General features: G+C 69.1%; 12 protein-coding genes. 4 read left to right on the top strand and 8 right to left on the bottom strand.

Annotated elements, in window-relative coordinates:
- Positions 1-51 precede the first annotated feature (51 nt).
- The 3 genes from QP029_RS10135 to QP029_RS10125 all read right to left on the bottom strand — a co-directional run bounded on the left by QP029_RS10135 (position 52) and on the right by QP029_RS10125 (position 3,496).
- Entirely contained in the window at positions 52-405 is a 354-nt protein-coding gene (locus tag QP029_RS10135; RefSeq protein ID WP_284874191.1) for a DUF1345 domain-containing protein, read from the bottom strand.
- A gap of 417 nt (positions 406-822) precedes the next feature.
- Complete coding sequence (locus tag QP029_RS10130; RefSeq protein WP_284874190.1) at positions 823-2,421, bottom strand: cell wall-binding repeat-containing protein; 1,599 nt, start codon at positions 2,419-2,421, stop codon at positions 823-825.
- Between the two features lie 61 nt (positions 2,422-2,482).
- Entirely contained in the window at positions 2,483-3,496 is a 1,014-nt protein-coding gene (locus QP029_RS10125) for a 3-isopropylmalate dehydrogenase (protein WP_284874189.1), read from the bottom strand.
- Positions 3,497-3,576: 80 nt separating this feature from the next.
- On the opposite strand from QP029_RS10125, the gene QP029_RS10120 reads away from it, so the two are divergent.
- On the top strand, positions 3,577-4,713 hold the full coding sequence (locus QP029_RS10120) for a Gfo/Idh/MocA family protein (protein WP_284874188.1): 1,137 nt from the start codon (positions 3,577-3,579) through the stop codon (positions 4,711-4,713).
- 7 nt (positions 4,714-4,720) lie between these two features.
- Here the strand turns inward: QP029_RS10120 and QP029_RS10115 are convergent, their stop codons facing one another.
- The 5 genes from QP029_RS10115 to QP029_RS10095 form a co-directional block, all read right to left on the bottom strand.
- Positions 4,721-5,215 carry a flavin reductase family protein gene (locus tag QP029_RS10115; RefSeq protein WP_284874187.1) on the bottom strand — a complete coding sequence of 165 codons (495 nt, stop codon included), beginning with the start codon at positions 5,213-5,215 and terminating at the stop codon, positions 4,721-4,723.
- 1 nt (position 5,216) lies between these two features.
- Positions 5,217-6,296: an acyl-CoA dehydrogenase family protein gene (locus QP029_RS10110; protein ID WP_284874186.1), complete on the bottom strand. Its 1,080-nt coding sequence runs from the start codon at positions 6,294-6,296 to the stop codon at positions 5,217-5,219.
- Entirely contained in the window at positions 6,297-6,845 is a 549-nt protein-coding gene (locus QP029_RS10105; RefSeq protein WP_284874185.1) for an OsmC family protein, read from the bottom strand.
- A 253-nt stretch (positions 6,846-7,098) separates the two neighbouring features.
- Positions 7,099-8,703, bottom strand: a complete 1,605-nt coding sequence (gene serA / locus QP029_RS10100; RefSeq protein WP_432418676.1) for a phosphoglycerate dehydrogenase — start codon at positions 8,701-8,703, stop codon at positions 7,099-7,101.
- Positions 8,704-8,798: 95 nt separating this feature from the next.
- On the bottom strand, positions 8,799-10,589 hold the full coding sequence (locus QP029_RS10095; RefSeq protein ID WP_284874184.1) for a GmrSD restriction endonuclease domain-containing protein: 1,791 nt from the start codon (positions 10,587-10,589) through the stop codon (positions 8,799-8,801).
- 196 nt (positions 10,590-10,785) lie between these two features.
- On the opposite strand from QP029_RS10095, the gene QP029_RS10090 reads away from it, so the two are divergent.
- Genes QP029_RS10090 through QP029_RS10080 form a run of 3 tightly spaced genes read left to right on the top strand, consistent with a single transcriptional unit; the run spans position 10,786 to position 13,239 of the window.
- On the top strand, positions 10,786-11,763 hold the full coding sequence (locus QP029_RS10090; RefSeq protein WP_284874183.1) for an ABC transporter substrate-binding protein: 978 nt from the start codon (positions 10,786-10,788) through the stop codon (positions 11,761-11,763).
- On the top strand, positions 11,760-12,527 hold the full coding sequence (locus QP029_RS10085) for an ABC transporter permease (RefSeq protein WP_284874182.1): 768 nt from the start codon (positions 11,760-11,762) through the stop codon (positions 12,525-12,527). Before QP029_RS10090 ends, QP029_RS10085 begins: the two co-directional genes overlap by 4 nt.
- Complete coding sequence (locus tag QP029_RS10080) at positions 12,520-13,239, top strand: ABC transporter ATP-binding protein (protein WP_284874181.1); 720 nt, start codon at positions 12,520-12,522, stop codon at positions 13,237-13,239. The genes QP029_RS10085 and QP029_RS10080 overlap by 8 nt, the downstream gene beginning before the upstream one ends.
- The last annotated feature ends 50 nt before the right edge of the window (positions 13,240-13,289 follow it).

The following is a 13,289-nucleotide window of genomic DNA, read 5'->3' as shown; positions in this document are numbered from 1 at the left end:
CAGCGTAGTGGGGCTGACCTGCTCAGGGGGTGCTTTCCGCTCCGCAGTGGATCAGGTGAACAGCAGACTCACCGTCATGGCGACGATGACGGTGTTGAAGGCGAAGGCCACGAGCGTGTGCGAGCGCACGGCGGTGCGCACCCGGCGGGACGTGGTGCGGGTGCCCACCATCGTGGACACCGCCACGGAGATGCTCAGCAGGTCGCCGAACTCCACCGCCCCCTCGTCCCCGGGCAGGTCCATATCCTCGCCCTGCAGATGCAGGCGCAGGTACTCCTCGGCGTAGGCCACCACCATCAACCCCCAGGACCCGGCGACGGTGAACAGCCCGAGGACCGGCAACCACAAATGGTCCTGGAACCCGGTGAGACGGGACGCGGCGATGACGATGATCGCCGAGAACACACCGGACTGCAGCGACCAGGACTCCGGGCTGCCGATCCCGGAGAGCCAGGCCCGCCAGTTGCGCCCCGGACTGTCGGCCGGGGAGCGCCGGGATGTCCACCGTCTCCCAGTGCCGCAGGCTGGCGTAGAGGAAGACGATGCAGAACAACACCCAGGTGATGAGGTAGTAGTGCACCACCATCTCCGTGCGTTCCGGAGGCACGACCCCGGCGGCCAGGAGAACCCCGCCCACGGCCAGGGCGATGACGGCCGCGCCGAAGAGAGTCAACCAGTAACGTCGCGTCAGCCCCGGATCCAGGGAGTGCCCGCCGCCGGTGCCGGGCGTGGGGTCGTTCGACGAGTACGCCGTGCTCATGTCGCCACGATAGCGTGGCGGCACGGGCACGGCGCGGTGGAGAAGACGCTACCGGGACGTCTCTACTGGTAGGAGACGAACCAGGGTCGCGGTTCGACGTCGTAGGTCTGCTCGGGGGTGAAGGTGGGGTTGTCCTCGTCGATGAAGTTCTTCCACGCCATGTGCCAGTCCGGGCTCAGGCCCTCACGCACGGCGTTCCAGGTCTCCAGCTTCTGGCCGGGCACACCGTGTCCGTCGGCGTGGAGGATGAAGGACAGCTCCGGATGCGAGGTGTTGATCTGCTCCCGGTCACGCAGCATCTGCATCTGGAACTGGTGGACGATCAGGCCCTTCTGCGGCAGGTCATTGTCGCGGACGAGGGCGGCGAGCCAGTCGGCGACCTCGTTGATCTCCGCGGCTTCGGCGTGGCCGACGCGCTGCAGCGGCTGCTCACCGGGCTGGAGGTTCCACTCCGGGTCCAGTGCCAGGCCGACGTTGGGGCGCTTGAGCAGCTCCTCGTAGACCTGGGCCTGCTCGAGGAAGGACGCCTGGCCCGGCTGCAGGTCGAGGAAGGCGTAGCCGCCGGCCTCGGTGATCGCGTCGATGTAGGGGACGAACTCGGCCGGATCACCGATGTTGGTGAACTTGCCGTCCTCACCCGGGAACTCCGAGGCGACGGTGACGATGATCTCGAAGGCCGGGATGACCGGCTGCTCCTCGAGCGGCTGGTAGTTCTCGATGTGTGCCTTGACCCGCTCGACGGCCTCGGCCGGGGGCTGCTCGCCCATGACACCGAGGGCACCGCCGGAGGGGTGGCCGTAGTAGGCGATCATGCGTCGACCCGGGAAGAGCAGTCCGCCGCCGCCGGGCAGTTCGCCGTTGTCGGCCAGGTCGATGACCTTGTCGAAGCGTTCCTGGTCACCGAACGCCTCGCCGAGGGCGAGGACCTCACCGTCGGTGACGGCCTGCATGGATTCGGTGGTCAGGCGCGGATCGGCGACGGCGAGGTGCTGGACGTCCGCACCCGCGGCACGGGCGGTGGCGACGCTGGCCGGGGAGGTCTGGTCGGTGACGAACATCGTCGGCATCGCCAGCGGGTGCTCCGCGTGGTCGAGCTCGTCGAGGCCCTCGGCGGACTCGGCGTCGAGCGCGGCGATGGCGGCGACGTCGACCGCGGGAGCCGCCCCGTCAACCGGGGCCTCCGGTGCGGCCTCCTCTGCCGGCGCCTCGCCGGTCGTCTCCTCAGCTGTGGCGTCCTCGCCCGCCGGGGCGGTGCCGTCGATGGTCTCGCTGCCCTCGGCGACGGTGCCGGTGTCGCCGACGGTGACCACGGTGTCGGCACCGAGGCGGTCGATCTCCTCGTCGATGGCGGTGGCGTCGGGCCCGGTGACGGTGAGCATCGGGGCGCCGGCGGCGACGGCGATGTTCGCCGCCCGTTCCTGATCTGCCGGGGTGTCGGCGGCGACGACGACGGCCTCGGACTCCTCGAAGATCCGCTGGGAGGTCTCGATGCCCGTGCCGTCGGCGTCGGCGATGACCTCGGAGGAGGCGAGCTCCAGGCGGTCGCCGCCGTCGTCCTGGGAACCGTTGGCGGAGGTGCCGTCGCCGTCGGGGGAGGTCGAACACCCGGCCACCAGGGTCAGTGTCGTCGTCGCGGCCAGGGCAGCTACCAGTCGCCTCATCGGGATCATCAGTGTCCTTACTGTCTCGTGCGTTTCATTCGTGCCGGGTTATACGCACACGTTACTGCAGCGCCGCGACGATCCGGTCACCCACGTCGGTGGTGCGGATCTCACCGCTGCGCTTTGCGACGTCGTCGGCGACCGCCTGCTCGATCCGCGCGGCGTTGTCCTCGTCCCCGAGGTGACGCAGCAGCATGGCGGCGGAGAGGATGGCGGCGGTGGGGTCGGCGATCCCCTGGCCCTCGATGTCCGGGGCGGAACCGTGGACGGGCTCGAACATGGACGGGTTGGTGCCGGTGGCGTCGATGTTGCCGGAGGCGGCCAGGCCGATACCGCCGGACACGGCACCGGCCTCGTCGGTGAGGATGTCGCCGAAGAGGTTGTCGGTGACGATGACGTCAAAACGCGAGGGGTCGGTGATGAGGTAGATGGTGGCGGCGTCGATGTGCGAGTACTCGACGGTGACCTCCGGGTACTCGGTGGCGACCTCGTCGACCGCGCGCTGCCACATGCCGCCGCCGTGGACGAGCACGTTGGTCTTGTGCACGAGAGTGAGGTGCTTGCGGCGGGTCATGGCCAGCTCGAAAGCATAGCGGACGACACGCTCGGCACCGTAACGGGTGTTGACGGAGGTCTCGTTGGCCACCTCCTGCGGGGTGCCCACGCGGATGGCGCCGCCGTTGCCGGTGTAGGCACCCTCGGTGCCCTCACGGACGACGACGAAGTCGATCTCGCCGGGGTTCTTCAGCGGGGACTCCACACCGTCATAGAGCTTGGAGGGACGCAGGTTGACATGGTGGTCGAGGGCGAAACGCATCGTCAGCAGCAGGCCGCGCTCGAGCACACCCGGCGGGACGGAACCCGGGGCGCCGATGGCGCCGAGGAGGATGGCGTCGTGCTCGCGCAGGGAGGCGAGGTCGTCGTCGGTGAGCAGTTCGCCGTTGCGGAGGTAGCGGCGGGCACCCAGGTCGTAGTCGGTGGTCTCGATGTCATCGCGCACGGCGCGCAGGACCTTGAGGGCCTCGTCGGTGACCTCCGGGCCGATGCCGTCTCCGCCAATCACTGCCAGTTTCATTCTGTGGGATGCCTTTCTCACCAGATGGACTTTTGGCCGAGTCTAGCAGGCCCGGAAGACCCGGGCGTACCGTGGGACACATGAATTCTCCCGCATCTGACACCCCGTCCAGCAACCCCGTCCGCTTCGCCGTGGTCGGCGTCGGCCAGATCACCCAGCAGGCGTTTCTCCCCGCCCTGCGCAGCCTGCCCGACGCCCGGCTCGTGGCTGCGGTCACCGGCTCCGACGAGAAGGAGGCGGCTTTCGACGACGACGTCCGCATCTACGACTACGACGACTTCGACCAGCTCCTCGCCAGCGGCGAAGTCGACGCGATCTATGTCGCCACCCCGGTCTTCCGTCACCGGGAATTCGCGGAACCGGCCCTCGAGGCCGGCATCCACGTCCTACTGGAGAAGCCCATGGCGACCTCGGAGGAGGACTGCGCGGCGATGATCGCGGCGTCGCAACGCAGTGGCGCCACCCTCATGGTGGCCTACCGGATGCACCAGGACGCCTACATGGTCGACCTGGTGGAGCTGGTCCGGCGCGGTGCCGTGGGGCAGCCGCGGACCTTCACCTCGGTGTTCACCCACGACATCGAGGAGGCCAACCACCGGGGCCACAGCGGATTCTGGGGCGGGCCGGTCCCCGACTTCGGCGCGTACCCGCTCAACCTGGTCCGGCATCTGTTCGGCGCGGAGCCGGTGTCGGTGCACGCGACCGGCGTCGTCAGCGATGACCGCGGTTTCAACTTCCACGACTCCGTCGCCGTCACGCTGCGCTTCCCCGGGGACCGGGTGGCCCAGTACACCCTCAGCTACGCCGCCGCGGACCTGGACTGGTTCGGCCTGGTCGGCTCGGCCGGCACCGTGACCTCGGACTCCTGCTACAGCTTCGCCCCCACCCCGCCGCGCAACTACACCCTGACCACCGATGAGGGAAGCCGCTACCACGAAGCGGAGTCGGTGGACCAGTTCGCGGGCGAGACCCGCTACTTCCTCGACTGCATCCGGGACGGGGCCTCGCCCGAGCCGGACGGCGAGGAGGGTCTGGCCGATGTCCGCGTCTTCGCCGCCATCGAGGAGTCCCTCCGGCTGGGCCGGGAGGTCACCCTCCCACCCCGCGTCTTCGGTCCGGGACTGAGCCGCGACCAGGTCCGGGCGATTCCCCCGCGGCCTGAAGGTGAGGTGCCGGAGGACGACGACCTGGTCGACCAGGTCCCCCAGGACCGCTGACCGGGCCTCAGATCACCCAGTCGTGGACCTGTCCGCGCTGATACAGCAGCGGGCGGGCCTCCTCTAGCGTGCCGCAGTCCTCGACGAGGACGGTGAGGATCGTGTGGTCCCCGCCGGGAAAAGCCCCGGCGATCGTGCCGGCGAACCAGGCCGCGGCGCCGTCAATGGTGGCCACGCCGTGGGTCCGCCGGTGGATCCCCACTCCCTCGAAACGGTCGATGCCGCGGCGGGAGAACTGGTAGGCCACCCCGCCCTGTCCCTCGGAGAGGACGGACACCCCGATCGGGCCGCCGACGGTGAGGTACGGCAGGGACTGCGAGGTGTTGTCCACGCTGAGGACCACCATCGCCGGATCCAGCGACAGCGAGGAGAAGGCGCTGACGGTCAACCCGACGTCCTCCCCCGTCTCGGCGACGGTGGTGACGATGGTGACCCCGGACGGGAACGTCCCCACGACCGCCCGGAGTCGGTCACCGCTGACGGTCACGCCAGCCGGGGTCATCTCAGCCCTCCTGCTTGCGTGCCTGCTGCAGCTCCCATTTGAGCTGGGTCTCTGACGGTGACTGCACGGGAATGAAGGCGGCCTCGCGGAAACGGCGGGACGCCGGGGAGCTCTGCGCGTAGCCGGCACCGCCGGCGACCCGCACCTCCAGGCCCGCGGCATCCACAGCGGCCTCGGCCGCTCCGAGCCGCAGCTCCAGCAGCGACACCTTGGTCACCTGCTCGCCGGCGTCGATACGCCGGGCGAGATCCTCCTGGGTGGCGATCAGCTCGGCGATCCGCTCGCGGACCGCGGCGACGTCGTCGGCGAGGACCTCGTTGAGGCCCTTCAGGCGCTGGCCGGCGGCCTCGATGGCGGCCTCGGCCACGCCGAGGCACTCGGAGGTCTGCATGATGACGAACCCGGGGCGGACCGCGGCGATGAAGCCGTCTAAGTCACGGGAGAGGATCTGCGCGTCCGGCACCGTGACCCCGTCAAGGGTGATGGAGGCCGAGGAAGTGGCGTTGAGGCCGAGCAGCGCGAAGGGAGTGCCCAAGGTGACGCCCTCGGCGTCGCCGTCGATGACCACCAGCAGCCGCTCCCCCGCCCCGGTACGGGCGGCGGTGACGATGACGGCGTCATCAGCCAGGTTGGAGGCCCACGCCAGCTTGCCGTCGATGACCACCCCGCCGTCGACCTCACGCGCGGTAAGGTCGATGGACCCGGCGCCGGCGGCCTCCTTGAAGGCGGGGGCCATGCCGGTGACGCCGGGGCGCCGACCCGAGCGCAGGGTCGGCAGCAGCTGGTCGGCGTACGCGGTACCGGCCGTCTCCAGGTAGCTGATGACCATGGTGTGCGCCCACAGGCCGAAGGCGACCGAGAGGTCGATGCGGGCGATCTCCCGGATCTGGCGTGCGGTGTCCAGGAGGCTGTCGCGAGTGATCAGATCCTGCTCGCCGAGCAGCTCGATGCCGTAGCGCGCGGGGATCTCGTTCTTGTCCACCGCCTTGGCACGCTCGGCGATGGTCGCCAGGACCGGCTCATCGAGGATGAGACGGCCCCCGGTCAGGGATTCCAGGGTCGGGGTGGTCGGGGCACTCATCTAGACCAGCTCGGAGGTGAGGTTGGCCGGACGGGTGTAGGTGTTGACCACCGGGGACCATTGGATGGCGTCCTTCTGGATCTGGTCGAGGGTCTCGCGGTCGGCGTCACCCTCGAGGTCGATCTTCACCCGGACGTCGGAGACACCCGGGCGCTTGTCGTCGTTGAGGTCACCCACACCCCAGGTCGGGGAGATGTCGATGTCCGACTCGATGTCGATGGCGATCTTGGTCAGGGTCACACCCCGGTGAGTGGCGATCGCCTGGATACCCACGGAGATGCAGGCCGCGAGGGCGGACTGGGCGACCTCGGTCGGGTTCGGTGCGGAGTCGTCGCCGAGCAGCTGCGGCGGCTCGGAGACCAGGACCGGCTCAAGGTTCCGGATCTGGGTGTAATTGCGGAACAGGCCGTCCGCCTCGGTGTGGGTGCGGATGGTCTTGCGGCCGCCCTCCGGGTTGTTGATGTTCTTCTCCGCCAGAGCGGCGAGCTTCTCGCCGTCGATGGGCTCCAGCGGCTCGCCGGGCTGGTGGTTCGGGGTGAGGTCAGACATGGCGGTTCTCCTTGGGCGTAGCGGGGTGTCAGTCAGTTGATGCAACCCGACCCATTAAACACGCCCCACGGAGGGTTTCCCATACTGATCGGTCTATTTCTATGCGGGCAGAATTAGACGGAGTGGTCTGCCTGCGTGTTTGTGGTGCGTGGTGGCTGAATGAAAATCCTCCGATAACCCGCTACCCCGCTACGACGAAAGGCGACCACCTCTCACGGTGGTCGCCTTCTGACGCGCGGATGAAACCGGGTGACTAGTCCAGGTTGAGCTGGATCGCGGTGGCACCCAGGGCCTCCGCGATGGCCTCCTCGAGCTCCTCCGGCACCTCAGCGTCGACGCGCAGGATGAGGGTGGCGCCGTCGCCCTTGGCGGCCTGGGTCAGCGCAGCGGACTCGATGTTGATGCCGGCGTCGCCGAGCAGGGAGCCGACCTTGCCCAGGGCACCCGGGGCGTCGGTGTACTGCAGGAAGAGGTTGCGGCCCTCGGCGCGCATGTCCAGGCCGCGGTCGTCGATACGCACGAACTTCTCCACGCGGTCCAGGCCGGTGAGGGCGCCGACCACGCTGGCGGTGGAGCCGTCCGCGGCGATGGCCTTGACCTCGACGGCGGAGCGGTGGGCGGTGGACTCGGTGGCGGTGTCCACCTTGTAGTCCAGGCCACGGGTCTCGGCGATGGACGGGGCGTTGACGAAGGTGACCGGCTCGTCGGTGATGCCGGAGAACAGGCCACGGACGGCGGACAGCCCGAGCACGGACAGGTCATCCTCGGTGGATAGCTCGCCGCGGACCTCGACCTCGAGGGCAACCGGGGCGGAGTCGAGCAGGCGACCGGCCAGCAGGCCGAGCTTGCGGGTCAGCTCCAGCCACAGGGCGACCTCCTCGCCGACGCGGCCACCGGAGACGTTGACGGCGTCCGGGACGAACTCGCCGGCCAGGGCCTTGAGCACGGAGGCGGCGACGTCGGTGCCGGCACGGTCCTGGGCCTCGGCGGTGGACGCACCCAGGTGCGGGGTCACCACGACCTCGGGAAGGCCGAACAGCGGGGAGTCGGTGCAGGGCTCGGTGGCGTAGACGTCGAAACCAGCACCCCAGATGTGACCGGACCTGATGGCGTCGGCCAGGGCCTGCTCGTCGACGAGGCCACCGCGGGCCGCGTTGATGATGATCTGGCCCTTCTTCGACTTGGCGAGCAGCTCGGCGTTGAACATGCCGGCCGTCTCCTTCGTCTTGGGCAGGTGGATGGTGATGATGTCGGCGCGGGAGACCAACTCCTCCAGGTCGACGAGCTCGACGCCGAGCTGGGCGGCGCGGGCCGGGTTGGCGTAGGGGTCGTACGCGATGATCTCCGTCTCGAAGGCGGCCAGACGCTGGGCGAACAGCTGGCCGATGTGGCCGAAGCCGACGACACCGATGGTCTTGCCGAACAGCTCGACACCCTTGAAGGCGGAGCGCTTCCACTCGCCGTCCCGGAGGGTGGAGTCGGCGGCCGGGATCTGCCGGACAGTGGCCATGAGCAGGGCGATGGCGTGCTCGCAGGCGGAGTGGATGTTGGAGGTCGGGGCGTTGACCACCATGACACCACGCTCGGTGGCGGCGTCGATGTCGACGTTGTCCAGGCCGACGCCGGCGCGGCCGACGATCTTCAGGTTCGGTGCGGCGTCCAGGACCTCACGGGTCACGGTCGTGGCGGAACGGACCAGCAGGGCATCTGCCTCGGGAACCGCGGCGAGGAGCTCCGGGGTGTTCGGGCCGTCGACCCAGCGCACCTCCACGGCGTCTCCGAGCGCTTCTACGGTGGAAGGTGCCAGTTTGTCGGCAATGAGGACGACGGGCTTGCTCACGGGTGTTATCTCCTGCATCTGAAGTCTTTTCGAACCTGCGGTGTGGAACGAATGACACTCTAGCCGGTGGCTTTGACGCCTGTCCCCGCGCCTGTCCCTTTATGGCGCACGTCTCACCCGGCGAAGGCGTTCGGCCCCTCGTCACCGCCGGAGTAGTCCGCGTCATCGACGTCCCGGATGACCGGGGCGCCCATGGCGTGCTCGATCATGCCGAGGAAGCGGGCGCGGCGGTCGCGGAGGAACGCCCGCATGTCACCCTGGAAGAGCAGGTCCGGGTTGAGTTCATGGGAGCTGAGGACGGTGTCGAACTCGGAGTCCTCCATGAGTGACTTCGACTGGACACGACTGAGGTAGCGGGCCGGTGAGTAGCCGTCGATGACCACTTCGGTGCGCTTGCCCATGGGCGTGCGGTTGAGGACGCTGTTCGCCAGGACCGTGTCCACGCCCTGCTCGGCGCACCATTCCAGGGGGAACACCCGGTGGAATCCGGGGCTGAGGTCCTGGAAGGTCCAGCGGTCGAAGGGCTGGGCGGTACGCCAGTCCCGGGCTCCCCGACCCATGAGCAGGGCGTAGATGCCCTTGTACACCCCGGAGTTCTCCCGCACGGAGAACAGGCGGGACTCGGAGAAGCTGGCGTCCCGGACGGTCTTGGGCACGGTGTCCGTGGTGCCGGCGATCCAGGCGGTGACCTCGTCGACGTCGCGGGCCGAGCGGTGGATGACGGCCGCCGAGCCGTAGAGTTCGCCGAAGATGCCGCTCCAGAACCACTGGTTGAGCTTGTCCCACGCCACCGTGGACGCCAGGGAGCGGGGATGGTCCGCCAGGACCGCGAAGATGACCGCCAGGGGGATCAGCTGGGCGGTGTAGGGCACCTGCGCCGGGGTGAACATGCAGCGCTGGGAGAGGAACTCGGCGGCCTCCCGGAAGGTCACGCGCAGCTGGTGCCGGGCGGTGAGGTACTCCTCCAGGGTGAGGTTGAGGATGTCCTCGCGTTGGCCGGCGGCGTGCCCCCGACGGGCGGTGACCAGCAGGGAGACGGCGGTGAGGAAGTCGGTGCGGTCGATGTCGTCGAGTGCCGGGTAGCGGCGCAGGTACGCCTTCGTCTCGTCCCAGTCGTCGGAGAGCCGGAAGTCGGGGTCCTGGGTGGCGAAGACGGCGGTGAGCAGCTCGAAGACGTCCATCTGCAGGCCCGCCGAGTTCGCCTGGGCGAAGATGGAGCCCACACCGGTCTGGGCGGTCTCGCGGTTGAGGCGGATCATCGGGATGTCATAGGCGGTCAGCGGCTTGGACACCCGGTCATAGAAGCGTTTGACGTTCTCCCGCATCGCGGCACGTTCGGCCGCCAGGTCGAAGAGCAGGTCGGTGCCGGACTCCCACAGCAGGGACGACACGGGCACGCACCCGGCGGCGACCGCGGCATCGCGGTCGGTGATGCCGCCGGGAATCTCGGGGCCGAAGTGGGACTTGACCATCCCCTCCTCATCGACGGCGAAGACGGCCTCGTCGGGCATGACCTGGGCCTCGACCGCGCGGGCGACGTCGACGTAGAAGGTGCGGCGGATGCGCTTGGAGCGGAAGTCCACGGTGTCCACGCTGCCGTCGCCGACGAGGCAGTGGTACAGGGTGGTCAGTCGCTGCTGACCGTCGAGCAGGAGCAGGCCGGGGGCGGCCCCGGTGTCCGGAGCGCCGGTGATCGGGCGGGGCCGGAAGCGGACGGGGGCGTCGCGGGTGTCCAGGGCGAGGAAGGATCCCACAGGGTAGCCGCGGAGGACGGTGACCAGCAGAGCACGGATGCGGTCGACGTCCCAGGCGTAGGCGCGCTGGAAGTCGGGCAGTTGGAGATCGCCCCGGTCAATGCGTGCGATGAGGTCGGGGAGGTCGTAGCTCGGCGTGGTGAAACCCATGGCGACGAGTCTAGACCGGGGCATGCCCGGTCGCCTGCGGGGTGCGGTCCCGGTTCCTGGCCTGCCCCCTTCCCACCGCGTCACTGTCCGGACGGACCCGGCGGATGAATGAAATGTCGACGCGGTGTGTACCACTCTGTACAGTAGGCCCGATCATTTAAAGACCAATCTGTCTAGCCGGCCTGGAGGTCGTGTCGTGTCCCTGCTCTCCCGCCGGAGTTTCCTCGGCGCCGCGGCCCTCGGGTCCCTGGGCCTGGTCGCCGGGCGTACCCTCTCGGCCGATCCGATGCCCGCGGGTGCCGCCGGTGACGCCCTCACCATCGGTTACGTCCCCATCGCCTGCTCCTCTCCCCTGCTGCAGGCCGACGCCTCCGGCGCCTTCGCCCGCCGTGGCCTCGATGTACGGCTGAAGAAGTACGCCGGCTGGTCCGAGCTGTGGTCCTCCTTCCTCACCGGCCAGCTCCACGTCACCCACATGCTCGCCCCGATGGCGGTGACCCCGACGTCGCGCCCGACCACGCTGGCCTACACCCTCAACACCAACGGTCAGGCCCTGACCATCGCCTCCGACCTCCACTCCGAGATCAGCGGCCTGCCGGATCTCCGGGGCCGCGTCATCGGCATCCCCTTCGAGTACTCCATCCACGCCCTGTTGCTTCGCGACGCCCTGGTCAACGCCGGCGTCGACCCCGTCGCCGACCTGGAGCTGCGCCTGCTGCGCCCGGCGGACATGGTCGCCCAGCTGGAGGTCGGCGGCATCGACGGCTTCGTCGGCCCGGAGCCCTTCAACCAGCGCGCCCTGATCTCCGGGGCGGGCCGCGTCCTGCACATGACCAAGGAGTGGTGGGACCGCCACCCCTGCTGTTCCGTGTCCATGGGCACCGACTGGCTCGACGCCCACCCCGCCGAGGCCACGCTCATCACCGAGGCACTCGCCGAGGCCAGCGGGTTCCTCAACGCCCCCGGCAACCACGCTGCGGCGGCGGCGACGCTGTCGCAGGAGAAGTACCTCAACCAGCCGGCCGCCCTCATCGAGCCGGTCTTCGAGGGCCGCTACCGGAACTGGAACGGCGAGGAGATCGTCGACCCGGAGCGCATCCACTTCGGCGACGCCACCGACCCGCAGGCCACCGCCTGGATGGCCGAGCAGGTCACCCGTTGGGGGCTGGCGTGAGTGCCCGGGTGCGCGCCGGCGCACTGGGTCTGCTCCTGTTCGTCATCGGCGTCGGTGTGTGGCACCTGGCGGCGGATTCCCTCGCGGAGATCGCGCCGACCCCGGTCGGGGTGTGGAACCGCGGCGTCGAGATCCTCTCGGATCCCTTCTACCGGGACGGCCCCGCCAGTGTGGGCATCTTCTGGCACCTGGTGACCTCGCTGCGACGGGTGCTCACCGGCTTCCTGCTGGCCGCGCTCATCGCCATCCCGCTCGGGTTCCTCCTCGGCCGGCTGCAGATCCTGCGTTGGGCGGTCGACCCGCTCGTGCAGATCCTGCGTCCGGTCTCTCCCCTGGCATGGCTGCCCATCGGCCTCGCGCTGCTCCATGACGCCGAGCGCACCGCCGTGTTCGTCATCGTCCTGTCCGCCCTGTGGCCCATCCTCATCAACACCATCGACGCGGTCCGTACCATCCACCCCACCTACCTGCGGCTGACCAGCACCCTGGGCACACCCCTGTGGCTGAAGATCACCCAGGTGTGGCTGCCGGCGACCCTGCCCGGCATCATCACCGGCCTGCGCCTGTCGCTGTCCACCTCCTGGCTGGTCATCATCGCCGCCGAGATGCTCGTCGGTGGTCAGGGCATCGGCTTCTTCGTGTGGAACATGTGGAACCGCCTCGACATCGACGCCATCGTCGTCGCCATCATCATCATCGGCCTCACCGGCCTCGTCCTCGACCACCTCGTCGCCGCCCTCCAGAGAACGGTCCGCTATGACTAGTCCCGCCATCACCCTCGACGAGATCACCCGTTCCTACGGTTCCACCCGGATCATCGCCCCCACCTCCGTGGACATCATTCCGGGGCAGTTCGTCTCCCTGCTCGGCCCCTCCGGCTGCGGCAAGTCGACGATCCTGTCCATGGTCGCCGACCTGGACAACCCCTCCACCGGAGAGGTGACCGTCACCGGCCGTTCCGCGGTGGTCTTCCAGGACCACGCCCTCCTGCCGTGGATGTCCGCGCGCGGCAACATCGAGTTCGGCCTCCGCTCCACCCGGCCCAGCCTGTCGGCCGATGAGCGCCGCGAGATCGCCGACCGGCATCTCGCCCAGGTCGGCCTCTCGCACGCCGCGGAGCACCGTCCGGCACGCCTGTCCGGCGGCATGCAGCAACGCGTCGGCATCGCGCGTGCTTTCGCCGTCGACCCGGAGATCCTGCTTCTCGACGAACCGTTCGGAGCATTGGACGCCCTCACCCGCCGGGAGCTGCAGCTCCAGCTGCTCCAGCTGTGGGAGGTCAACCGCCGCACCGTCGTCATGGTCACCCACGACGTCGACGAGGCTATCCTGCTCTCCGACCGGATCCTCGTGATGTCACCGAGCCCCGACGCCACGGTCATCGCCGACATCACCGTCGACCTGCCCCGACCGCGCCACGAGGTGGAGGTCCCCGCCGAGCTGCGCCGCGAGCTGCTGGGACTGCTGCACAGCTGACCCGGACAGCAGAAAAGGCACCGACCACTGTGACAGTGGTCGGTGCCTTA

It is taken from the genome of Corynebacterium suedekumii, assembly GCF_030252185.1.
Taxonomy (GTDB): domain Bacteria; phylum Actinomycetota; class Actinomycetes; order Mycobacteriales; family Mycobacteriaceae; genus Corynebacterium; species Corynebacterium suedekumii.
This window is presented reverse-complemented; position numbering and strand designations above follow the sequence as displayed.